The 21,753-nt window shown below is 55.6% G+C and carries 20 protein-coding genes; 12 read left to right on the forward strand and 8 right to left on the reverse strand.

The annotated features are described in order from the left end of the window. Positions 1 to 37 precede the first annotated feature (37 nt). The 8 genes from JQ845_RS07605 (at position 38) to JQ845_RS07640 (ending at position 8,581) form a co-directional block, all read left to right on the forward strand. The gene (locus JQ845_RS07605; RefSeq protein ID WP_010656174.1) at positions 38 to 631 is read left to right on the forward strand and encodes a sugar transferase; all 594 of its coding nucleotides are present in this window, start codon (positions 38 to 40) and stop codon (positions 629 to 631) included. Further along, complete coding sequence (locus JQ845_RS07610) at positions 631 to 1,248, forward strand: acetyltransferase (protein WP_003447127.1); 618 nt, start codon at positions 631 to 633, stop codon at positions 1,246 to 1,248. Before JQ845_RS07605 ends, JQ845_RS07610 begins: the two co-directional genes overlap by 1 nt. A 990-nt stretch (positions 1,249 to 2,238) precedes the next feature. Continuing rightward, on the forward strand, positions 2,239 to 2,766 hold the full coding sequence (rfaH, locus tag JQ845_RS07615; RefSeq protein WP_203008826.1) for a transcription/translation regulatory transformer protein RfaH: 528 nt from the start codon (positions 2,239 to 2,241) through the stop codon (positions 2,764 to 2,766). Positions 2,767 to 2,924: 158 nt separating this feature from the next. Further along, positions 2,925 to 3,818 (forward strand): glucose-1-phosphate thymidylyltransferase RfbA, encoded by an 894-nt coding sequence (gene rfbA / locus JQ845_RS07620; protein ID WP_003447135.1) that lies wholly within the window; start codon positions 2,925 to 2,927, stop codon positions 3,816 to 3,818. After that, positions 3,815 to 4,369 carry a dTDP-4-dehydrorhamnose 3,5-epimerase gene (gene rfbC / locus JQ845_RS07625; protein WP_003447137.1) on the forward strand — a complete coding sequence of 185 codons (555 nt, stop codon included), beginning with the start codon at positions 3,815 to 3,817 and terminating at the stop codon, positions 4,367 to 4,369. The genes rfbA and rfbC overlap by 4 nt, the downstream gene beginning before the upstream one ends. Before the next feature lie 510 nt (positions 4,370 to 4,879). Further along, positions 4,880 to 6,058, forward strand: coding sequence for a DegT/DnrJ/EryC1/StrS family aminotransferase (locus JQ845_RS07630; protein ID WP_003447140.1), 1,179 nt, complete (start codon positions 4,880 to 4,882; stop codon positions 6,056 to 6,058). Positions 6,059 to 6,144: 86 nt separating this feature from the next. Next, on the forward strand, positions 6,145 to 8,142 hold the full coding sequence (locus JQ845_RS07635) for a polysaccharide biosynthesis protein (protein ID WP_010656171.1): 1,998 nt from the start codon (positions 6,145 to 6,147) through the stop codon (positions 8,140 to 8,142). A 109-nt stretch (positions 8,143 to 8,251) separates the two neighbouring features. After that, positions 8,252 to 8,581, forward strand: coding sequence for a ComEA family DNA-binding protein (locus tag JQ845_RS07640; protein WP_003447144.1), 330 nt, complete (start codon positions 8,252 to 8,254; stop codon positions 8,579 to 8,581). A gap of 57 nt (positions 8,582 to 8,638) precedes the next feature. Here JQ845_RS07640 and JQ845_RS07645 read toward each other — a convergent pair whose 3' ends face one another. Further along, positions 8,639 to 9,202 carry a TetR/AcrR family transcriptional regulator gene (locus tag JQ845_RS07645; protein WP_010656170.1) on the reverse strand — a complete coding sequence of 188 codons (564 nt, stop codon included), beginning with the start codon at positions 9,200 to 9,202 and terminating at the stop codon, positions 8,639 to 8,641. Positions 9,203 to 9,337: 135 nt separating this feature from the next. After that, positions 9,338 to 9,505 (reverse strand): DUF2897 family protein, encoded by a 168-nt coding sequence (locus tag JQ845_RS07650; protein ID WP_003447148.1) that lies wholly within the window; start codon positions 9,503 to 9,505, stop codon positions 9,338 to 9,340. Between the two features lie 230 nt (positions 9,506 to 9,735). On the opposite strand from JQ845_RS07650, the gene pyrF reads away from it, so the two are divergent. Next, positions 9,736 to 10,434: an orotidine-5'-phosphate decarboxylase gene (pyrF, locus tag JQ845_RS07655; protein WP_003447150.1), complete on the forward strand. Its 699-nt coding sequence runs from the start codon at positions 9,736 to 9,738 to the stop codon at positions 10,432 to 10,434. 103 nt (positions 10,435 to 10,537) lie between these two features. Here the strand turns inward: pyrF and JQ845_RS07660 are convergent, their stop codons facing one another. Next, complete coding sequence (locus tag JQ845_RS07660; RefSeq protein ID WP_003447151.1) at positions 10,538 to 11,542, reverse strand: NADP-dependent oxidoreductase; 1,005 nt, start codon at positions 11,540 to 11,542, stop codon at positions 10,538 to 10,540. Positions 11,543 to 11,750: 208 nt separating this feature from the next. Here JQ845_RS07660 and JQ845_RS07665 point away from each other — a divergent pair, with 208 nt between their 5' ends. Beyond that, on the forward strand, positions 11,751 to 12,512 hold the full coding sequence (locus JQ845_RS07665; RefSeq protein ID WP_003447153.1) for an SDR family oxidoreductase: 762 nt from the start codon (positions 11,751 to 11,753) through the stop codon (positions 12,510 to 12,512). 97 nt (positions 12,513 to 12,609) lie between these two features. Here the strand turns inward: JQ845_RS07665 and JQ845_RS07670 are convergent, their stop codons facing one another. After that, positions 12,610 to 13,800, reverse strand: a complete 1,191-nt coding sequence (locus tag JQ845_RS07670) for a benzoate/H(+) symporter BenE family transporter (RefSeq protein WP_003447155.1) — start codon at positions 13,798 to 13,800, stop codon at positions 12,610 to 12,612. A gap of 229 nt (positions 13,801 to 14,029) precedes the next feature. Between JQ845_RS07670 and JQ845_RS07675 the strand changes: the two genes are divergently transcribed. Then, positions 14,030 to 14,797 carry a GntR family transcriptional regulator gene (locus JQ845_RS07675; protein WP_203008827.1) on the forward strand — a complete coding sequence of 256 codons (768 nt, stop codon included), beginning with the start codon at positions 14,030 to 14,032 and terminating at the stop codon, positions 14,795 to 14,797. Positions 14,798 to 14,884: 87 nt separating this feature from the next. On the opposite strand, the gene guaD is transcribed toward JQ845_RS07675, so the two are convergent. Genes guaD through xdhA form a run of 4 tightly spaced genes read right to left on the reverse strand, consistent with a single transcriptional unit; the run spans position 14,885 to position 20,867 of the window. After that, entirely contained in the window at positions 14,885 to 16,183 is a 1,299-nt protein-coding gene (guaD, locus tag JQ845_RS07680; RefSeq protein WP_003447159.1) for a guanine deaminase, read from the reverse strand. Beyond that, positions 16,180 to 17,049 (reverse strand): xanthine dehydrogenase accessory protein XdhC, encoded by an 870-nt coding sequence (xdhC, locus tag JQ845_RS07685; RefSeq protein ID WP_003447161.1) that lies wholly within the window; start codon positions 17,047 to 17,049, stop codon positions 16,180 to 16,182. Before xdhC ends, guaD begins: the two co-directional genes overlap by 4 nt. Further along, a complete protein-coding gene (gene xdhB, locus JQ845_RS07690) occupies positions 17,042 to 19,417 on the reverse strand; it encodes a xanthine dehydrogenase molybdopterin binding subunit (protein WP_203008828.1) in 2,376 nt (791 codons plus the stop codon). The genes xdhC and xdhB overlap by 8 nt, the downstream gene beginning before the upstream one ends. Then, entirely contained in the window at positions 19,410 to 20,867 is a 1,458-nt protein-coding gene (xdhA, locus tag JQ845_RS07695) for a xanthine dehydrogenase small subunit (RefSeq protein WP_127195922.1), read from the reverse strand. The genes xdhB and xdhA overlap by 8 nt, the downstream gene beginning before the upstream one ends. A 224-nt stretch (positions 20,868 to 21,091) precedes the next feature. Between xdhA and JQ845_RS07700 the strand changes: the two genes are divergently transcribed. Continuing rightward, positions 21,092 to 21,751: a GntR family transcriptional regulator gene (locus tag JQ845_RS07700; RefSeq protein WP_003447165.1), complete on the forward strand. Its 660-nt coding sequence runs from the start codon at positions 21,092 to 21,094 to the stop codon at positions 21,749 to 21,751. The last annotated feature ends 2 nt before the right edge of the window (positions 21,752 to 21,753 follow it).

Genomic DNA, 21,753 nt, shown 5'->3' on the forward strand with positions numbered 1-21,753 from the left:
AAAGTGTCAATATCAGGACAGAGTGCGGGATTGCCAGATGCTTAAGCGGTTATTTGATGTAGTTGCGTCGTTTTTCGGGCTGTTATTGCTTTCGCCCGTCATTGCTGTTGTCGCCTGGCAAGTCCGTCGGAAGCTGGGCACACCTGTACTTTTTCGTCAGGTACGTCCGGGGTTACATGGCAAACCCTTTGAGATGATCAAGTTCCGCACCATGAAAGACGCGTGCGACGCGCATGGCAACCCACTCCCTGACTCTGAACGCATGACAGCATTTGGCTCGTTCCTGCGTTCCAGCAGTCTGGATGAGCTTCCAGGCTTGTGGAATGTTTTAAAAGGCGAGATGAGCTTGGTTGGGCCGCGTCCGTTATTAATGGAATACCTGCCGCTTTACAACGCGCAACAGTACCGCCGGCACGAAGTTCGTCCTGGTGTAACCGGCTGGGCACAAGTCAACGGACGTAATGCGTTGAGCTGGGAAGATAAGTTTAAACTCGATGTATGGTACGTAGACAACCGGAGTATCTGGCTGGATGTGAAGATTGTCTTCCTGACGCTGAAAAAAGTGCTCATCCGAGAGGGGATCAGTGCCGATGGTGAAGTAACCATGTCGAAGTTTACGGGGGGGCAATAATGAAGCGCTTAGCCATTGTCGGCGCCGGGGGCCATGGCAAGGTCGTTGCTGATACGGCGGAGTGTTGTGGCTGGGAAGTTGTCGAGTTCTTTGAAGACAACTGGTCTGGTCGTGAGACGAACGGCGCCTGGCGTATTGCAGGTGATACTTCGACTTTGTTGAACCATGCCCGTGATTACGATGGTGTCGTTGTGGCCATCGGAAACAATGCGGTACGCCTCGCCAAGCTCAAGGAGCTGGCGGGGGCAGGGGCGCAGTTGGTTTCGTTGATCCACCCCGACGCAACAATCAGCCGTTATGCTGCGATAGGTACGGGGTCGGTGGTTTTCGCAGGCGTAGTGGTGAATGCCGGTGCGCAAGTCGGATCAGGTGCGATTCTTAATACGGGATGCAGTATTGATCACGACTGCGTACTTGGTGATGCTGTACATGTCAGTCCGGGCGCCAGACTTGCTGGCACTGTCCAGGTTGGCAGCATGAGCTGGATCGGTATCGGCGCCTGTGTCAGACAGTCCACACAGATCGGTTCTCATGTGATTGTGGGTGCAGGTGCGGCGGTAGTCAGTGATGTAGCTGATTCGCAGACAGTCGTTGGCGTACCGGCCAGGCCACGTTAAGCGGGCATGCGGTGTGTTGACCATGGGTGGCCATAAATAATTGCGGCGGACGAACCGGCGAATAATACGCCCCTTACTTTCTTCATCGAAATTAAGGGGTAATGTGTTGCGCTGACACTCTCTTGTTTTTCCCCCTGGCCGTCTTTTACTACTGAAGAAACCGACGCGAAACGCGATGTCATCGTTCAAAAAGGGCAATTATTTGATCGGCAAAGACTGCCAATAATTTTGAAATAATTTACTGCCTGGTCTGGCACCGAATATGCAACTGTGTTGCAAACAGCAATGTTATTCTCGATTTGGCACTGTTGGTGTCGGATCGTGATGGTTGAACTTCATCGGAAACAAATCGGATAACGCCGGCTCCTGGTCATTTACACGAATGAGGCCGCAATACCTGCCATTCAAGCAGCAGATCAGAGCAGCAGATCACAATCGTTGGGCGAATGGTGAGCGGATCTGGCAGATCCCGGCCAGCGAGTGATTGTTTTTTTGCGTATGAAATGCGCGCCAGTGGTCGTACTGTCATTTACTTGAAGGCCAGACAGGTATCCCCAAAGGCCTAATGTACCTTTTGGCTGTCTGCCCGCTTAAGGCATCCCGGGTACAGGAGATACAAAAGCAAGGTCCGCAACGCGGTGATGTTGAATTGAGAGGTGAGAACTGTATCATCCGCGCAGGGTTCTAAATTTTGGCGATCATTGAGCCTGTGCACATCCACAGAATTCACATGAATGCGTTTCAGGTAGGGGTCTATAGCCTGAGCAGATAGGGTTGGTGCTTGACTAGATGGTGGCATAACGAGCATCGGCAAAGGAACTGTTGACGCTGTGTCAAATTCATCACTCATTCGTCGACGTTCCGATGCAGTCGGGGTGAACCCGCAGCGGTGATTCTATTTGGCCGCTATGGAAAAGAAACAAGCCAGATGCGAGGCACTGGCGATTGCACCATACAATGGTAAACGGAAGACCCATTAATGAAATGCCCATGTCCATAACAAGCCCCGCAGCAGCCTGCGTGGCCATTACATCCAAGCCAGGCGACTGGTACTTGGTGCAGTGCAAACCCAGACAAGACGAGCGGGCTGAAGAAAACCTTCAGCGCCAGGGTTATGACTGCTCGCGCCCATCCTGCCGGCGCGAAACCCTCGTACGTGGTCAATTGCAATCCACTCGAGAGTCCTTATTCCCAGGCTATCTGTTTATACACATGCCCCAGGGCGCTAACTGGGCACCCTTGCGTTCCACGCGTGGCGTAGCTCGCATAGTGGCTTTTGGTGGCCGGCCTCTGGCCGTTAGCCATAATCTTATTATCCAACTGCAAGAACGCGCGAGCACGCACGCGATCGCCGCGTGCAGCCCGGGCGAAAAAGTCACCATTCTTGATCAGGGCTTCGCAGGTATTGAGTCCATATTCATGACCATGGACGGAGAAGAAAGAGTCATTCTGCTTATCAATTTGATGAATCGTCAGCAACAGATCAGTTTGCCAGTGACCAGTATTGGCAATCGCTAAGTAAAACTCAGGCTATGGCCTGAGTAATGAGAAACCCCGTTTTCAGGAAATCGACGTTGAATCCTGGGGCGGTAGCGTGTTTTTCAAAATAAAATTCAAACGATCACCTGTTGGCATCAAAGGTGGTTTAGCCGAATAGTTAAGGAAGAGCCAGAAACATGACCACCATTAAGCGTAAAGGCATCATTCTCGCTGGCGGCTCAGGTACACGCCTGCACCCGTTGACTTTAGGCGTCTCCAAACAGATGTTGCCTATCTATGACAAGCCGATGATTTTCTACCCTCTATCGGTCTTGATGTTGGCGGGCATGCGAGAAATCCTGATTATCTCTACCCCGGAAGACCTGCCTTGCTTTAAAAAATTGCTGGGTGATGGCAGCCAATACGGCATTGAACTCAGCTACGCTGAACAGCCGAGTCCCGATGGATTAGCGCAGGCTTTTATCATCGGCGAGGAGTTCATCGGTGAAGATCCAGTCTGCCTGATCCTTGGCGACAACATTTTTTATGGTCAATATTTTTCCGACAATCTGCGTTCGGCCATGTCCCGCACGACAGGCGCAACGGTCTTCGGCTACCACGTCTCCGATCCTGAGCGTTTTGGTGTTGTTGAATTCGACGCTGCCGGTTGCGCGATCAGTATTGAAGAAAAGCCAGCAATACCAAAATCCAAATATGCTGTTACGGGCTTGTATTTTTACGATAATCGCGTCGTCGAAATCGCAAAAAAAATAAAACCCTCTTCACGGGGCGAGCTTGAAATTACAGACGTCAATCGAGCGTATTTAGAGACTCAAAGCTTAACTGTTGAACTGCTGGGGCGTGGTTTTGCCTGGCTAGATACAGGAACGCATGAGTCTTTGCTAGAAGCGAGCCACTTCGTGCATACGATTGAACACCGACAGGGATTGAAAGTCGCTTGTTTGGAAGAGATAGCGTTCAATAAAGGATGGATCACGCCAGAAAAACTAGAGGCCCAAGGACGAAAACTTGAAAAGACAGGTTATGGCCAATATCTGTTGAGACTTTTTTTTGAAAGTAATCAGAAATGAAAATAACCCGCGCTGAAATCCCCGATGTTCTCATTATAGAGCCTGTTATTTATAAAGACTCACGTGGTTGGTTTATGGAGACTTTTAACCATAAGCAATTTGCAGAAAGTTTACAGTCCTTAAATATACCCAGCCCTGAGTCATTTGTTCAAGATAATCACTCATGCTCTTCCAAGGGCGTCTTGAGAGGGCTCCACTACCAAGAGTCACCGCATGCGCAAGGAAAACTGGTGAGGGTCGTGAAGGGATCCGTATATGACGTGGTTGTGGACATCCGAAAAGACTCACCCAGTTATTTGCAATGGTTCGGGATTGAGCTGAGTTGCACTAACAATCTTATGCTGTGGATTCCTGAAGGCTTTGCTCATGGTTTCGTTGCCTTGGAAGAAGATACACATTTTTTGTATAAGACAACTGACTATTATCATAAAGAATCTGAGCGCTCAATTTTATGGAGTGACCCTGCATTGGGCATTCGCTGGCCTGAGTTGGGGGGGTACAAAATCAGCGAAAAAGATGCTGAGGCTTTGCCGTTTGACGCTGCACATTGATACTCGGGAGCGGAGAGTCTGTTCTGGTATGAGTCTCCCGTGGTGAACACCGCCACGGCATGGCTTCTATAGGCAGTGCAAGAATGTAAAGCTGTGGAGAGTGCGGTATACGCAGCTATAAACGGTTTAGTGCACCGCGACTGTTGGCACAGGTGTTGTGGCTTTTGCTGGGGGGCAAGTCCGGCGCGGCGACTGGTTGTGGTTTTATCCTGAGTCCCGCCTGCAGTATCGATCACGATTGTTTTTTGGACGAGTGTGTTCAGGTTAGTCCCGGCGCGAGGCTTGCCGGGACAGTACGTGTTCTCCGCTTGCGCTGGATCGGTATTGGTGCGAGCGTAAACCAGTCTATAAATATCGGCTGTAATATCAATATCGATGCTGGTACCGCGTTTTTGAATCACTTGACGAAATAAGAGCCGTTGCAGTTATTCCTGCTAGCGGCTTGGGGAGATGAATGCACTCCCGGTATGCACAGACTGCTTTTTAACTTTTATTCGTGGGTACTGAATTGTGTTGAATACACCTTTTTCTCCTTGGCCTTCCTTCACCGTAGAAGAGGCTGACGCTGTCCGCGATGTCATATTATCCAATAAGGTCAACTACTGGACCGGTCAAGAAACGCGGACTTTTGAAAAAGAGTTTGCGGCCTGGTCAGGTACTGAATATGCAATTGCCCTTGCCAACGGCACTGTAGCCCTTGACCTGGCATTAAAAGCGCTCGGGATCGGAGCGGGTGATGAGGTGATAGTTACCTCTCGTACGTTCCTGGCTTCGGTTTCAAGCATCGTCAATGCGGGTGCGGTACCCGTTTTCGCAGATGTCGACCTGGATTCGCAAAATTTTACGGCTGAAACCATCCGTGCAGTTTTGACTCCGCGTACCAAAGCGCTGATCTGCGTTCATTTAGCCGGCTGGCCATGTGATATGGATCCGATCATGGCGTTGGCCAATGAGCATGGGCTAAAGGTGATTGAAGATTGTGCCCAGGCCCACGGTGCTCATTACAAAGGCAGGCCGGTCGGTTCTATCGGCCATGTAGGTGCCTGGTCATTCTGTCAGGATAAAATCATGACCACCGGCGGCGAAGGTGGAATGGTCACCACTAATGATCGACAACTGTGGGCTGATATGTGGGCTTACAAAGACCACGGCAAGAGTTGGGAAGCTGTTTATGAGCGAGACCATGCCCCTGGCTTCCGTTGGCTGCATGAAAGTTTTGGTACGAACTGGCGTATGCTCGAAGTACAAGCCGTTATTGGACGTATTCAATTGCGTCGCATGCAGGACTGGCAAGCGTCTCGCCTGAGCAATGCCATGCGTATTTGGGATGCGGCTCGGCAATTGCCAGCACTGCGGGTTCCTGTACTACCTGCCGATGACGTGCATGCTGCGTACAAATGCTACGTGTTTGTGCGTCCTCAAGACTTGAAGGCTGGCTGGTCCCGGGATCGCATTCTCAATGAAATGGTCTCTCGCGGCGTGCCGGCTTTTTCCGGTTCATGTTCCGAGGTTTACCTTGAGAAGGCTTTTGACAATACGGGCTGGCGGCCTGAGCAACGCCTTGCCAATGCGAAGGAGCTGGGTGAGACGAGCATGATGTTTTTGGTGCATCCAACACTCACAGAACAGGAAATCAGTTTGACCTGTAAGGTATTGAGTGAAGTTGTTGAGGAAGCATCACTGGTGTGAGATATAACCTTGCGATGGGTAGCCAGGAGCATTGAGCAGTAGAGTGTTGATGGTTTTTTTTGTGCAGCATAGGTGTTCAAGGGTTTATGGATAAAATTCGAACGTACTTACTCAACCTGTCACGGCGGCAAAAACGCGTTATTCAAGTGGCCACAGATGTGATTCTTGTCTGGATTGCCCTGTGGCTGGCTTTTGTCGTGCGGCTAGGTATCGAGGAAGCGCTTTTTCCATTCGAGATGCACCTTTCTCTTTTCGCTTTTGCGCCCCTGATAGCCATTCCTCTATTTGTCCGGTTCGGTATGTACCGCGCCGTGATGCGCTATTTCGGCAACGATGCCCTGATAGCGATTGTCAAAGCAGTAAGTCTGTCATCGCTGGTTCTGGCTGTAGTGATGTATTGGTACAGCAATCCCGAAAACCTTGTGCCGCGCTCGATAGTTTTCAACTACTGGTGGCTGAGCCTGATCATGCTGGGCGGTTTGCGTCTGGCCATGCGGCAATACTTCCTGGGTGACTGGTTCTCTGCTGCTCAGCACGTTCCCTTTACCAGCCGGGACGACGGCTTGCCCCGTGTTGCCATTTACGGTGCCGGCGCTGCGGGTAATCAGCTGGTCGCGGCCCTGCGCATGGGCAGAATCATGCGCCCTGTAGCTTTCATCGATGATGATGAAAGCATCTCTGATCGTGTTATCTCCGGTTTGCAGGTGTTCAAGCCTGAAAACATGCAGCAGATGATTGATCGGACAGGTGCACAAGAACTCTTGTTGGCAATCCCTTCTTCGTCCCGCGGTCGCCGTCGGGAAATTCTGGGTCTGCTTGAAGGCTTCCCGCTTCATGTGCGCAGCGTTCCAGGTTTCATGGATCTGGCCAGCGGCCGGGTCAAGGTCGACGATATCCAGGAAGTGGATATTGCCGATTTGCTGGGGCGTGATGCGGTACCTGCCCAGGGGGAGTTGCTGGAGCACTGCATTAAAGGTCAGTGCGTACTCGTGACGGGGGCGGGCGGCTCCATTGGTTCAGAGCTGTGTCGGCAGATCCTGGCACTTCGACCAACGACGTTGCTGCTGTTTGAACACAGCGAATTCAATCTTTACAGCATCTGTTCCGAACTTGAGCAACGGGTTACTCGTGAGTCACTGTCGGTGAGGGTATTACCGATTCTGGGCTCGGTGCGTAATGCGCACAAACTGCTGGAGGTCATGAAGACCTGGGGTGTCGATACTGTGTATCACGCTGCCGCGTACAAGCATGTCCCAATGGTTGAGCACAACATTGCTGAAGGCGTACTGAATAACGTTATTGGCACGCTCAATACGGCTCAGGCTGCTTTACAGTCCGGGGTTGCGAACTTTGTGCTGATTTCTACTGACAAGGCTGTACGTCCGACCAATGTGATGGGCAGCACCAAGCGCCTGGCCGAGATGACGCTTCAGGCGCTCAGTCGGGAAGTGGCGCCTGTACTGTTTGGCGATGCAGCTAATGTTTCGCGGGTTAATAAAACCCGCTTCACCATGGTTCGCTTTGGCAATGTACTGGGCTCTTCGGGATCGGTCATTCCGCTGTTTCACAAACAGATCAAAGCCGGCGGGCCACTGACTGTGACTCATCCCAAAATTACCCGCTACTTCATGACTATCCCGGAGGCCGCACAGCTGGTGATTCAAGCCGGTTCCATGGGGCAGGGCGGTGATGTGTTTGTGCTCGATATGGGCGAGCCTGTGCGCATTGTCGAGCTGGCCGAAAAAATGATTCACCTTTCCGGCCTCAGTGTTCGCTCAGAGAAGAATCTGCATGGCGACATCGAAATCGAATTCACGGGCCTGCGCCCGGGCGAAAAGCTTTACGAAGAGTTGCTGATTGGTGACAACGTAGTAGCGACCCGGCACCCGATGATCATGAGTGCCAATGAAGACATGTTGCCCTGGGATGAACTCAAGCAGCGGCTGAGACAATTGCTTGAAGCGGTGGATCAGGACGACTATCCGCTGGTACGGCAACTATTGCGCGATACGGTCAGTGGTTATGCCCCCGAGGGCGAAATTGTCGACTGGATCCATCAACAACGTCGCTCAGAGTTGTTATGACTACATACTCTGCAACGCAGTGATTTTTGACACTCCGCTTCCATCACCTACGTTTGGAGTACAGCTCAGGAAAGCTGTTTCTACTTAACGATGTAAAGGAGTGTCACTTATGCGTATTAGCTTTCTGTCTTCGATGTTTTTGGCCCTGATGGTGGGTATTTCCGGCGTAGCTCATGCTGCGCCCCAGGCGGAGGTACCCAAGCCGACTGTAAGTGCCCACGCTGAGCCAGAAGCACAGCTGGTAACGGTCAACCTCAACACTGCAGATGAGGCGACACTACAGCGTGAACTCTCTGGTGTCGGGGCCGCCAAAGCCAGGGCCATAGTGGCTTACCGTGAGGCCAACGGGAACTTCGCCTCGGCAGATGAACTGCTGGAAGTGACCGGGATAGGCAAGGCCATTTATGACAGGAATCGCGATAAGGTCGCGGTGAACTAAGCCAGCCGGTGGAAAGTAAAAAGGCCAGTCATTGACTGGCCTTTTTACGTCTGGTGTTCAAGCCTGCTGGTCTGATTGCTTCAATGCATTACGCGTTACTGCAAGAATCTTCTCTCTGAGTGCATCGCTTTGGGCTCCGCGAGACAGGACCAGAGCCCCAACCAGTGTTGCAAGTATCACAATGCTCCGGTCTTGAGCATCCGGCTCCTCAAGGGCGCCCTCAATCTGTTCAAGTCGGGCGTTGATTACGTAGTCCGTGGTGGTGCTGGGAAGCCCTTGTTGGGCCATTTCAGCGGACATGGTTGGTAGCGGGCAGCCTTCATGGGGAGAAGTGACGTGCCATTGGGACAAGTAAGTGTCGATGAATGCATTGAGTGGCTGCGGCTGGCTGAATAGTTGTTCGCAGATGGTGTCCACTTCATCAGCCGCATGCTGCAGGGCTTTTTCTACCAGTTCGTTTTTCGACGAAAAGTGTGCATAAAAGCCACCGTGGGTGAGGCCCAGGGATTTCATGAGGGGTTGCAGCCCCGTGGCGCCAATCCCGTCTCGCCGGAAGAGCCCGGATGCTTCTTTGATGATGCGTTTGTGGGTTTGGGCTTTATGACCTGGGGAGTACCGCATGGCTGCTGTCTCTTATGCAATCAAGCATCATAGCCTTGGGCTCCAGGGAGATGTACAGGTGTTTCATTCCAGAGCATGTAGATATTTATAGTCGACAACCCAGCCCATGGGCTGGGTAAACATAGTCAGACTGTCTCAGCGGTCCTTCGACTCTTTCTCATCCATCTCGGCGTTACGTTCGGCTACACGTTTACGCTGTTCATCGGTCAGTTCAACTTTGTTGGCGGTTTCACGTAAAGTCATCAGCGCGCCAACGATGGCGCCGATAGCTACGATCAGAATTAACCAGGCATACCAGGGCATAGTGTTCTCCTTGTTGAGTGAACCGCTGTGCAAGGCGTTCGCAAAGCGGGTTGCAGTCTGTCCTTTTGAGTCTGTGACTACGCAGTGGTTTCATTGTAGGCCGGTTAATCCGCTGCGGGTCTTATAACTCTTTAGATGACTAAAATTGTGAAATTGCGATCATCGGGTGCCGGTAAGCGGCTGGTTCCGCTACAATGCGCGCCGATTTCGACCAGCCTGAGAACCCGCTAATGTCCGACTGCCAGACTCCTATTATCGTCGCCCTGGATTTCCCAACGCGTGACGCCGCACTGAAACTGGCTGATCAGTTGGACCCGAAGCTGTGCCGGGTGAAAGTGGGCAAAGAGCTGTTTACCAGCTGTGCTGCGGAAATTGTCGGCACTTTGCGTGACAAGGGTTTTGAGGTGTTTCTGGATCTCAAATTCCACGATATTCCCAATACCACAGCAATGGCGGTTAAAGCTGCCGCCGAAATGGGCGTGTGGATGGTGAACGTTCACTGCTCGGGCGGGATGCGGATGATGGCCGCGTGCCGTGAAGTGCTCGACAAGCGTACCGGCCCGCAACCGCTGCTGATTGGTGTGACAGTGCTGACCAGCATGGAGCGCGAAGACCTGGCCGGGATTGGCCTGGACATCGAGCCTCAAGAGCAGGTACTGCGGCTGGCTGCCTTGGCCCAGAAGGCCGGTATGGATGGCCTGGTCTGCTCGGCACTGGAAGCGCAAGCGCTCAAGGCTGCGCATCCAGCGCTAAAACTGGTGACCCCGGGGATTCGTCCTGCAGGCAGCGCCCAGGATGATCAGCGCCGTATTCTGACCCCGCGCCAGGCGCTGGATGCAGGCTCTGACTATCTGGTAATCGGCCGCCCGATCAGCCAGGCTGCGGACCCGGCCAAAGCTCTGGCTGCGGTGGTCGCCGAGCTGGCCTGACTGCGCGCTAATTAATACTGATTCTGTAACAACGGCTTGCCTGCGATGCTCTCGCGGTCAGGCCGTTGCCACTTCAGGGGGGGCACAATGATCAAGTGCCGGGTCAGACCTTCAAGATCAACTTGCCGAAGTTTTCCCCGCTGAACAGTTTCATCAGGGTTTCGGGAAATGTTTCCAGCCCTTCAACAATATGCTCCTTGCTTTTGAGTTGGCCTTTGGCCAGCCATCCGGCCATTTCTTGCCCTGCTGCTGCATAGCGGTCGGCATAGTCCATCACCACAAACCCTTCCATGCGTGCGCGATTCACCAGTAGTGACAGATAATTGGCCGGCCCTTTTACGGCTTCCTTGTTGTTGTACTGGCTGATGGCGCCACAAATCACTACGCGGGCTTTAAAGTTCAGGCGGCTAAGTACTGCATCGAGAATATCGCCGCCGACGTTGTCGAAAAACACATCGACCCCTTTAGGACATTCGCGCTTAAGACCTGCGATGACGTCTTCGCTCTTGTAGTCGATAGCCCCGTCAAAGCCCAGCTCTTCAATCAGTAACTCGCATTTCTGTTTGCCCCCGGCAATACCCACCACGCGGCAGCCTTTGAGTTTGGCGATTTGCCCGGCAATGCTGCCGACCGCACCGGCGGCGCCGGAAATCACGACGGTGTCACCCGCTTTAGGTGCGCCGACTTCGAGCAAGGCGAAATAGGCGGTCATCCCGGTCATCCCCAGTGCTGATAAATACACTGGCAAAGGTGCGAGTTTCGGATCGACTTTGTAGAAGCCCCGGGGTTCGCCCACGAAGTAGTCCTGCACCCCCAGCGCACCGTTCACATAGTCACCGACTGCAAAACCGGGATGTTCGGAGGCAATCACCTGACCGACACCCAGGGCGCGCATCACTTCACCCAAACCGACCGGCGGAATATAGGATTTGCCTTCGTTCATCCAGCCGCGCATGGCCGGGTCGAGCGACAGGTATTGATTCCTGACCACTATCTGGCCTGCGCCCGGCTTGGCCACAGGCACTTGCTGAAAGCTGAAGGTGTCCCGTGTTGCGGCGCCGACGGGGCGTTTGGCGAGAAGAAACTGGCGGTTGGTCTCGGCGGTCATGGTCTGCACTCAGCTAAAAGACAAAGACTGTTGATAGCCCTTCTTGCCTGGCCCAGCAAGTGAATCTCGGCTCACGAATGCTTTTTCATCACCTTGAGTGATTGTGGTGGGCAGGGATTTATCATTTCGATAAATAAGGGGCTGATCTGTGTGTGTGCCTGTGCGTGCCTACACTCTGCACAGCTTTTCCCCTTCGAGGACAAAAATAATGAGCATGAGCTTTTCCGGGCAGGTGGTGGTTGTCACGGGGGCAGGGGCCGGTATTGGCCGGGCAACCGCGCTGGCCTTTGCCGCAGAGGGTTTGAAAGTCGTAGTGGCCGATCTGAATGTTGCCAGCGGTGAAGGCACGGTTGAGCTCATCAGGGCTGCGGGCGGCACATCCGTGTTCGTACCCTGCAATGTGACCCTCGAAGCCGAGGTAAAACACTTGATGGCGCAGACCATCAGCACTTACGGCCGCCTGGACTATGCCTTCAATAATGCCGGGATCGAGATTGAACAGGGGCGTCTGGCAGAGGGTACACAGGATGAGTTTGACGCGATCATGGGGGTTAACGTCAAAGGTGTCTGGTTGTGCATGAAGTATCAGTTGCCGCTGCTGCTGGCCCAGGGCGGCGGTGCAATCGTCAATACCGCGTCGGTGGCGGGGCTGGGGGCGGCTCCGAAGATGAGTATTTACTCGGCATCCAAGCATGCAGTGATTGGTTTGACCAAGTCAGCGGCCATTGAATATGCCAAGAAGGGGGTTCGGGTGAACGCGGTATGCCCGGCGGTTATTGATACCGACATGTTTCGCCGTGCCTATGAGGCAGATCCGAAAAAGGCTGAGTATGCAGCGGCAATTCATCCCGTGGGGCGTATAGGCACAGTGCAAGAGGTGGCCAGTGCGGTGCTGTATTTATGCTCTGACGGTGCAGCCTTTACCACGGGCCACGCCCTGGCCGTGGACGGCGGAGCGTTGGCGATTTGAGCGAGCGCCAACCAATTGTGCAGGAGTCGGGCTTGCTTGCGAGTTCCTTACCTCAGCATCGCCAGCGAGCCCGGCTCCTATAGAGTTGCATTGCCGGTCAGCGCGCTTTCCAGTTCAGGATGATCAAGGTCAACACGCCCGCGACAATTCCCCAGAAGGCCGAGCCAATCGAGAACAGGGTCATTCCGGACGCTGTGACCATAAAGGTGATGAGTGCGGCTTCGCGTTCTTTCGATTCAGCCATGGCGATGGTCAGGCCATTGCTGATGGAGCCGAACAGGGCCAGTGCTGCAATCGACAGTACCAATTCTTTGGGGAAGGCTGCGAACAGTGCCGCCAGCGTTGCACCAAAGGTCCCGGCAATACCGTAGAAAATGCCGCACCACATTGCCGCCGTGTAGCGTTTTTTAGGGTCTTCGTGGGCATGGGGGCCTGTGCATATGGCGGCACTGATCGCGGCCAGGTTAATCCCGTGGGAACCGAAGGGTGCGAGCAGCAGCGAGGCGACACCGGTGGTGGTGATCAGCGGCGAAGCGGGGACGTTGTAACCATCGGCCCGCAGCACGGCGATGCCCGGCATGTTCTGGGAGGTCATGGCCACCACAAATAGCGGGATACCGATACTGATGGTCGCGGCTATCGAGAACGAGGGTGTAGTCCATACCGGGACCGCGACTTCCAGGGCGAAACCGCTGAAATCCAGGAGTCCAAGCAAGCCCGAGATCAAGGTGCCGATCATCAGGGCCGCGAGCACGGCATAGCGCGGCAACAGGCGCTTGACGATCAGGTAAGTGACCAGCATCCCGACCACCAGCCCGGTGCGATGTTGGGCCGCGACGAAGATCTCGCTACCGATCTTGAACAGGATGCCCGCCAGTAAAGCCGCTGCCAGTGACCCGGGGATACGTTTGACCAGGCGCTCGAAGCTGCCGGTCATGCCGCAGATAATGACCAGCAGTGCACAGGTGATGTAGGCGCCGATAGCCTCGCCATAGCTGACGCCACCGAGGCTGGTGATCAGCAGCGCGGCCCCGGGCGTAGACCAGGCGATGGTGATGGGGGTGCGGTAACGCAATGACAATCCTATGCTGCAAACAGCCATGCCAATTGACAAGGCCCATATCCACGAGGAAATCTGTCCGCTGCTCAGGCCTGCTGCCTGGCCGGCCTGAAACATCAGCACCAGGGAACTGGTGTAGCCGGTCATCATTGCGATAAAGCCTGCGACCACGGCTGAAGGCGAGGTGTCGGACAGCGGATGTAACCGCGGCAGAGGGGCGTCGGACATGGTGCGCAATTCCTTGTTCTTGAAGAGAGTTCTGACAGCACGCAAGCCTAAACGCAAAGCTAACCTGTCATTGCGATACAGCCGGGATCGCAAATGACCGTACAGTCGTACTGGCACTCTGGCTTGTGTACAATGCGCCCTGATTTTATGCATTAATTCTTTGCCAGCGACGCCCGTTACCGTACAGAGGTAACGTCTAATTCGCCGCCGCTTTCCCACACGAGTGCCCATGAACGAACAGTTGCAGCCTCTCAAGAAACAATCCCGCGCAGGCAAGGCCGGCCGCAGTGGAACCCAGGACGATATCGTCTACGCGCATATTTTCGAGGCGATTCTCGAACAGCGTCTGGCGCCTGGAACCAAGCTGAGTGAAGAAGCGCTGGGTGAAATCTTTGGGGTGAGCCGTACCATCATTCGTCGTGCCTTGTCGCGTCTGGCCCACGAAGGGGTCGTATTGCTGCGGCCAAACCGTGGTGCGGTGGTGGCCAGCCCCAGTATTGAGGAAGCGCGTCAGGTGTTTTTTGCCCGGCGGCTGGTAGAAAAAGCCATCACCGAACTGGCTGTGGTGCATGCCTGCGCTGAAGACCTGGCGCAGTTGCGCAAAATGGTGGAAGACGAGCGTGACAGCTTTTCGCGGGGCGATCGCGGGGCCGGGATCCGCTTGTCAGGCGAGTTTCACCTGAAACTGGCAGAGGCTGCCAAAAATGCGCCCCTGATCAGCTTCCAGCGCAGCCTGGTGTCGCAAACGTCACTGATTATTGCCCAATACGAGAGCGGCAACCGCTCGCACTGCTCCTACGACGAGCACATGCAATTGATCGATGCGATTGAAGCGCGTGATGCCGGGCTGGCTGTAGACCTGATGATGCACCACATGGATCACATCGACAGCAAACTCAACCTTGACGAAGAGAGCGCCTCGGACGATTTGCATGCGGTGTTCTCGCACTTGCTGCAAACCAAGGGCAAAAGCCCCCGGCCTGCAGCCAAGCTGTAAACCCGCCATCGATTCCTGAAGGAGCGAGCCTGCTCGCGATGTCATCGCCGGCAAGCCGGCTCCCACAAGGTAGCGGTGTATTCAGGTTTAGCGCTGATGCACCAGATTGCCCGCTGCATAGGTCTGTTGCACGGTGCGGTCATCGCCCAGGGTCATCAATACAAACAATGTTTCGGCAATGTTTTTCGACTGCTTGAGGCGATAGCTCATCAACGGTGTGGCGTTGTAGTCCAGGACCACAAAGTCCGCATCGCTGCCCGCTTGCAGGTTGCCGATACGGTCTTCCAGACGCAGGGCCCGCGCGCCGCCCAGGGTGGCCAGATACAACGACTTGAACGGATCGAGGCGTGCACCCTGCAGTTGCATGACCTTGTAGGCTTCGTTCAGGGTGTTGAGCAGCGAGAAACTAGTGCCTGCCCCCACATCCGTGCCCAGCCCGACATTGAGTTTATGCTTCTCTGCCATCGGCAAGTTGAACAGGCCGCTGCCAAGGAACAGGTTGGACGTCGGGCAGAAAGCCACTGCCGAGCCGGTTTCAGCCAGTCGGGCGCATTCCTCGTCACACAAATGCACGCCATGGGCAAATACCGAGCGCTCTCCCAGCAGTTGGTAGTGGTCGTACACGTCCAGATAGCCTTTACGCTCCGGGAACAGCGACTTTACCCACTCAATTTCTTGAAGGTTCTCGCTGATATGGGTGTGCAGATACAGATCCGGGTATTCACCCAACAACTTGCCCGCCAGGGTTAATTGCTCTGGCGTACTGGTCGGCGCGAAGCGTGGGGTCACCGCGTAATGCAGGCGGCCCTTGCCGTGCCAGCGCTCGATCAGCGCCTTGCTTTCGCTGTAGCCGGTTTCGGCGGTGTCGGTCAGATACTCCGGCGCGTTACGGTCCATCATCACTTTGCCGGCAATCAAACGCAGGTCCAGACCCTGGGCGGCTTCGAACAGGGCATCCACTGATTGCGGATGCACGCTGCCAAATACCAGGGCCGTGGTGGTGCCGTTGCGCAGCAGTTCCTTGAGGAAAATGCCGGCCACTTCGTCGGCATGGGCTTTATCGGCAAACTGGTTTTCGCACGGGAAAGTGTAGGTGTTGAGCCAGTCGAGCAACTGCTCGCCGTAGGCACCGATCATCCCGGTTTGCGGGAAGTGGATATGGGTGTCGATAAAACCGGGCGTGATCAGCGCATCGGTGTATTCCGTGATCTCGGTATCGGCGGTCAGTGTCGCAAGCAGCTCGCTGGCTGCTCCGACGGCTTTGATCAGGCCGTTTTCGACCACCAGCAGGCCATCTTCGAAATACTCATAGGAGGCTTCGATGCCGACTTCGGCGGGGTCGGCAATGCTGTGCAGGATGGCGGCGCGATAGGCTTTACAGGTCATGACAATTCTCGGTGCGTGGCATGGCTGCGTCGTGAAGACGGCAGCAATTGTTTAATGGGTTCAGATGACGCGGTGTTGCCACTGGCCGTGTGCTGGCCAAAGTGGGCGTTATAGGTGGCGATGATTTCGCCGGCGATGGATATGGCGATTTCCACAGGCAGTTTGCCTTTGACTTCGCTCAAGCCCATCGGGCAGCGCAAGCGCTGCAAATGTTGCGGGCTGAAACCGCGGTCGCGCAGGCGATGCTCGAACTTCACGCGCTTGGTTTGGGAACCAATCAAACCGAAGTAGGTAAAGTCGTTACGTTTGAGCAAGGCGGCGCTGAGTTCCAGGTCCAGGGCGTGATTATGCGTCATGACGATGCAGTAGCAACCTGTTGGCAGCGCATCCACCTCGTCGACGGGTTCATCGGTGACGATTTTTCGCACGCCTGCAGGTATTTGCGTCGGGAATTCCTGTTCCCGCGAGTCGATCCAGCGCACCCGGCACGGCAGGCCGGCAAGCAGCGGCACCAGTGCACGCGCCACATGGCCGGCGCCAAAGACGGCGATCTGGGCCTGCACCTGGCCCATGGGCTCGAACAGCAACAGGGTTACGCCGCCACAACATTGGCCCAGGCTGGCGCCCAGGCTGAACCGCTGCAGATGGGTGTCGTGCTTGCCGCTGTCGAGCATCTGGCGGGCAATCTCCATCGCCTTGTATTCCAGATGACCGCCGCCGATGGTGTCGAAGGTCTGCGCGGCACTGATTACCATCTTCGAGCCGGCATTGCGCGGGGTCGAGCCTTGCTCCTCGATAATGGTCACCAGGACGCAAGGTTCGCCTTGTTGCTGCAGGTCGGCCAGGGCGCTGATCCAGTTATTCATACGGTTTCCCCCGGGCTGCTTTACGCATTTGCTCACACCCCCACAACACCCGCTCCGGCGTTGCCGGCGCGTCGATCTCGGGTTGCAAGCGATAATCGGCGAGGCTGGCGACTGCATCCTTGATCGCACACCAGGCGGCGATGCCGAGCATGAACGGTGGCTCGCCTACGGCCTTGGAGTGGAACACCGTGTCTTCCGGGTTCTTGCGGTTCTCCACCAGGGTTACCCGCAGGTCCAGGGGCATGTCCGCCACGGCCGGAATCTTGTAGCTGGCCGGGCCGCTGGTCATGAGTTTGCCTTTGGCATTCCACACCAGTTCTTCCATGGTCAGCCAGCCGGCGCCCTGGATGTAGCCGCCTTCGACCTGGCCAATATCAATGGCCGGGTTCAGGGAGGCGCCCACGTCGTGGAGGATGTCTGTGCGCAACATCTTGTACTCGCCGGTCAGGGTGTCGACTATGACTTCGGCGCAGGCGGCGCCAAAGGCAAAGTAGTAAAACGGCCTTCCGCGTGCCTGGGTGCGGTCATAAAAGATCTTTGGTGTTTTGTAGTAGCCGGTGCTCGACAGTGAGACCTGGCCGAAATACGCCTGCTGGATCAGGGTTTCAAAGCTGATGATCTGCTCGCCAACGCGGACCTGGCCATTGTGAAACATCACATCCTGCGGCTCGACCTGATACTTGCCGGCTGCAAACTCGATCAGCCGTTGCTTGATGATTTCAGCAGCGTTTTGCGCGGCCTTGCCATTCAGGTCGGCACCGCTGGAGGCGGCAGTCGGCGAGGTGTTTGGCACCTTGTCAGTGTTGGTCGCGGTGATTTGCACGCGACTGATCTCCACTTGAAACACCTCGGCCACCACCTGGGCCACCTTGATGTTCAAGCCCTGACCCATCTCGGTACCACCGTGGTTGAGGTGGATGCTGCCGTCAGTGTAGATATGGATCAGTGCCCCGGCCTGGTTGAGAAAACTGGCGGTAAAGGAAATACCGAATTTAACCGGGGTAAGTGCCAGGCCTTTTTTCAGCACCGGACTGCTGGCGTTAAACGCCTTGATCGCTTCGCGTCGCTCGTAATACTGGCTGCTTGCCTCGAGATCTGCGGTCATTTCCTCCAGCAGGTTGTGCTCCACGGTCTGGTAATAGTGGGTCACGTTGCGTTCAGTCTTGCCGTAGTAGTTGGCCTTGCGCACGGCCAGCGGATCGAGGGCCAGGTGGCGGGCGATACGGTCCATGACCTCTTCGATGGCAACCATCCCTTGGGGCCCGCCAAAACCGCGATAGGCGGTGTTTGAAGCGGTGTTGGTTTTGCAGCGATGGCCATTGATCGTTGCGTCGCCCAGGTAATAGGCGTTGTCGGCATGGAACATGGCGCGGTCGACGATGGAATTGGACAGGTCCGGCGAGCACCCGCAGTTACCGGCCAGGTCCAGCTGAATGCCTTGCAGTTGGCCCCTGGCATCGAAGCCGACGTCGTATTCGATATAGAACGGATGACGCTTGCCGGTCATCAGCATGTCTTCGACCCGTGGCAAACGCATTTTGCTCGGCTGGCCGGTCAGGCGCGCGACTACCGCGCACAGGCAGGCGGGGCTGGCCGCCTGGGTCTCCTTGCCGCCAAAGCCTCCGCCCATGCGCCGCATGTCGACGACGATTTTGTTCATCGAAACATCAAGGACTTCGGCGACCAGTTTCTGTACTTCGGTCGGATTTTGCGTCGAGCAGTAAACAATCATGCCGCCATCTTCGGTAGGCATTACCGAGGAGATCTGGGTTTCGAGATAAAAGTGTTCTTGCCCGCCGATATGCAGGCTGCCCTGCAAGCGGTGAGTGGCCCGGGCCAGTGCACCGCTCGAGTCGCCGCGTTGATGGGTGTGGCTTTCGAGCACGAAGTGCTTGTTGCGCAGGGCCTGCACCACATCGAGCACCGGCTCCAGGTCTTCATACTCGATAATCGCCGCCATTGCGGCCTTGCGGGCGGTATCCAGGTCCTTTGCGGCCACTACCAGTACCGGCTGGCCAACAAATTCCACCTTGTCGATGGCCAGCAGCGGGTCGCCGGGCAGCAGCGGACCAATGTCCTTGAGGCCGGGAATATCCTCATGGGTGATTGCCAGACGCACTCCGTCAAAGCCATAGCAGGGCGCTGTATCGACGCGAATGATTCTGGCGTGAGCCCGGTCGGACAAGCGCGCGTAAAGATGTAGCTGATTGGGAAACTCAAGTCGGTCATCGATGTACTGTGCTTCACCCGAAACGTGCTTCTCGGCACTGTCATGTTTGACACTGCGGCCAACGCCGGTCTTCAGGTCTTGCCGGAAGAGGGCGGTCAACTCGGCCTGGGTTGGCTCAATCTTGTGATGATTAGACATATGCTGTTACCCGCGTCTCAAGGTGTGGCGTTTGCTGCTCGATGAAAAATTTACGCAGCAGGTTTTGCGCGCTCAGCAGGCGGTATTCCTTGCTGGCGCGAAAGTCGGACAGCGGGGTGAAGTCTTCAGCCAGTGCCGCACAGGCCCGCTCAAGGGTCGACGGGTTCCAGGGGGCGCCGAGCAGGGCATCTTCACAGGCTTTGGCCCGTTTGGAGATGGCAGCCATCCCGCCATAGGCGACCCGTGCCTCAACCACCAGGCCGTTGTCGATATGCAGGTTGAAGGCCGCGCACACGGCACTGATGTCGTCATCCAGGCGCTTGGATACTTTATAGGCGCGAAAGGTATGACTCTGGCTGGCGCGAGGGATGACAATTTTCTCGATAAACTCGCCTTCCTGACGAGCCGTCACCCGGTAGTCGATGAAGTAATCCTCAATCGCCAGGGTGCGCCGGGCTTCCCCTTTGCACAGCACCAACTGTGCACCGAGAGCGATCAGTAGTGGAGGCGTGTCACCAATGGGCGAGGCGTTGCCAATATTGCCGCCAAGGGTGCCCTGATTGCGGATTTGCAAGGACGCGAAGCGTTGCAGCAGTTCGCCGAAGTCCGGGTATTCAGCCTTGAGCGTGCTGTAGGCGTCAGTCAGTGAAACGGCAGCCCCGATTTCAAGGCGGTCCTCAAAGCGTTCGATCAGTTTCATTTCGGCCACGTTGCCGACATAGATCATGACCGGTAACGGGCGATGAAACTGGGTGACTTCCAGGGCCAGATCGGTCCCTCCGGCCAGCAGGCGGGCCTGGGGGTGCGACTCATATAGCTGAGCCAGATCGCTGATGGTCAAGGGCAGCAGGCAGCGTTTGTCGCCGCTGTTCAGTTCTGCGGTCTGGGTCGGGGCAATGGCTTCGAGTTGAGCGATGGTCTGGCTCTGTTGCGCATCGAACTGATCGCCCCGCTCTGCGTTGCAGGCCTGCTCGGCGGCGGCCAGGATGGGGCGGTAACCGGTACAGCGACACAGGTTGCCGGCCAGCGCTTCGTGCGCCTGATGACCATCATGGAGGCCGGTGCTGTTCTTTTGCAGGGCGAACAGCGACATCACGAAGCCCGGGGTGCAGAAACCGCACTGTGAACCATGGCAGTCGACCATTGCCCGTTGCACGCTGTGCAGCTGGCCCTGGTGTTTGAGGTCTTCAACGCTGATCAGTTGCTTACCGTGCAAGGTCGAAACAAAGGTCAGGCACGAATTGATACTGCGATAGCGCAGGCTCCGGGTGCCTGTATCGTCGCTATGCAACTCACCCACCACCACAGTGCAGGCACCGCAGTCGCCGCTGGCGCACCCTTCCTTGGTGCCGGGTTTGTGCAGGTGCTCGCGCAAGTATTCAAGCACGGTCATGTTCGGGTCCAGCGCATGCTCGCAGCGCAGCGTCTGGTTGAGTAGGAACTGGATCACGGAAGGCCTCGCAAAATCATTATTGTTATAGAGCGGGATGGACTGAATCTAGCTAAAGCTGACTCTCAGGTCAAGAAATTAGGCTCGACTGTCCCGGTGATTTAAATAACGGGAATTTATTTGCTTATTTCGTGCCAAATTCAGGGTTTGCGGCACTCCGCTAGCACCGGGCAAGTGAGTTACACTGCGCCGCTTGTACTGATCGAAGATTTTGAAGGTAAAACATGACGTTCAAGGCGCCGGATAGCCTCGCCGAGCAAATCGCTCACCACCTCGCCGAACGCATCATTCGGGGCGAGCTCAAGCCTGGGGAGCGCATTCAAGAGCAGAAAGTGACTCTGGCACTTAACGTCAGTCGCGGTTCTGTGCGCGAAGCGTTGCTGATTCTCGAGCGCCGGCACCTGATCGCCATCCTCCCGCGGCGCGGCGCCCATGTCACCGAGCTCACTGCGCACAAGGTGCAGAGCCTGTGCACGCTGATGAGCGAGATGTACATTCTGCTGGGCAACGCCGTGGCCCGCCGCTGGGCGGTACAGGCTGATCTGGGGCCTTTCCTGCAGATTCAGCAGCGTCTGGTCGCCAGCTACGAGCGTCAGGACATCAGTGCATTTGTCGAAGACAGTTTCAATGTGATGCGTGCGGCGTTTCCGTTTGCCGACAACCCGTATTTGCAGGAAACCGTTGAAAACCTGCATCCGGCCATGAGCCGTGCCTATTACCTGGCGCTGGATCAGCGCAAGGCTGAAATGAGCGAATACCTGGAACTCTTCGCGCAGTTGCTCGAGGCCGTAGTGGCGCGTGATTTGCCGCAGATTCGCGAGGTTCTGAGCCGCTATGCCCAGCGCAGTTGTGACCTGGTGCTGTCTGCCTTGACGGTTGCCTGAGC

This window comes from Pseudomonas paraversuta (assembly GCF_904063065.1).
In the GTDB taxonomy this organism is placed as follows: Bacteria; Pseudomonadota; Gammaproteobacteria; order Pseudomonadales; family Pseudomonadaceae; genus Aquipseudomonas; species Aquipseudomonas paraversuta.

What these genes read in the sequence shown, in the direction of transcription:
- JQ845_RS07660 (WP_003447151.1), bottom strand. Translation starts at nt 11,542, where the DNA reads ATGACCGCCGAGACCAACCGCCAGTTTCTTCTCGCCAAACGCCCCGTC.
- rfbC (WP_003447137.1), top strand. Translation starts at nt 3,815, where the DNA reads ATGAAAATAACCCGCGCTGAAATCCCCGATGTTCTCATTATAGAGCCT.
- JQ845_RS07700 (WP_003447165.1), top strand. Translation starts at nt 21,092, where the DNA reads ATGACGTTCAAGGCGCCGGATAGCCTCGCCGAGCAAATCGCTCACCAC.
- JQ845_RS07675 (WP_203008827.1), top strand. Translation starts at nt 14,030, where the DNA reads ATGAACGAACAGTTGCAGCCTCTCAAGAAACAATCCCGCGCAGGCAAG.
- JQ845_RS07650 (WP_003447148.1), bottom strand. Translation starts at nt 9,505, where the DNA reads ATGCCCTGGTATGCCTGGTTAATTCTGATCGTAGCTATCGGCGCCATC.
- JQ845_RS07610 (WP_003447127.1), top strand. Translation starts at nt 631, where the DNA reads ATGAAGCGCTTAGCCATTGTCGGCGCCGGGGGCCATGGCAAGGTCGTT.
- JQ845_RS07670 (WP_003447155.1), bottom strand. Translation starts at nt 13,800, where the DNA reads ATGTCCGACGCCCCTCTGCCGCGGTTACATCCGCTGTCCGACACCTCG.
- pyrF (WP_003447150.1), top strand. Translation starts at nt 9,736, where the DNA reads ATGTCCGACTGCCAGACTCCTATTATCGTCGCCCTGGATTTCCCAACG.
- rfaH (WP_203008826.1), top strand. Translation starts at nt 2,239, where the DNA reads ATGTCCATAACAAGCCCCGCAGCAGCCTGCGTGGCCATTACATCCAAG.
- xdhB (WP_203008828.1), bottom strand. Translation starts at nt 19,417, where the DNA reads ATGTCTAATCATCACAAGATTGAGCCAACCCAGGCCGAGTTGACCGCC.
- xdhC (WP_003447161.1), bottom strand. Translation starts at nt 17,049, where the DNA reads ATGAATAACTGGATCAGCGCCCTGGCCGACCTGCAGCAACAAGGCGAA.
- JQ845_RS07665 (WP_003447153.1), top strand. Translation starts at nt 11,751, where the DNA reads ATGAGCATGAGCTTTTCCGGGCAGGTGGTGGTTGTCACGGGGGCAGGG.
- JQ845_RS07645 (WP_010656170.1), bottom strand. Translation starts at nt 9,202, where the DNA reads ATGCGGTACTCCCCAGGTCATAAAGCCCAAACCCACAAACGCATCATC.
- rfbA (WP_003447135.1), top strand. Translation starts at nt 2,925, where the DNA reads ATGACCACCATTAAGCGTAAAGGCATCATTCTCGCTGGCGGCTCAGGT.
- JQ845_RS07605 (WP_010656174.1), top strand. Translation starts at nt 38, where the DNA reads ATGCTTAAGCGGTTATTTGATGTAGTTGCGTCGTTTTTCGGGCTGTTA.
- guaD (WP_003447159.1), bottom strand. Translation starts at nt 16,183, where the DNA reads ATGACCTGTAAAGCCTATCGCGCCGCCATCCTGCACAGCATTGCCGAC.
- JQ845_RS07640 (WP_003447144.1), top strand. Translation starts at nt 8,252, where the DNA reads ATGCGTATTAGCTTTCTGTCTTCGATGTTTTTGGCCCTGATGGTGGGT.
- JQ845_RS07635 (WP_010656171.1), top strand. Translation starts at nt 6,145, where the DNA reads ATGGATAAAATTCGAACGTACTTACTCAACCTGTCACGGCGGCAAAAA.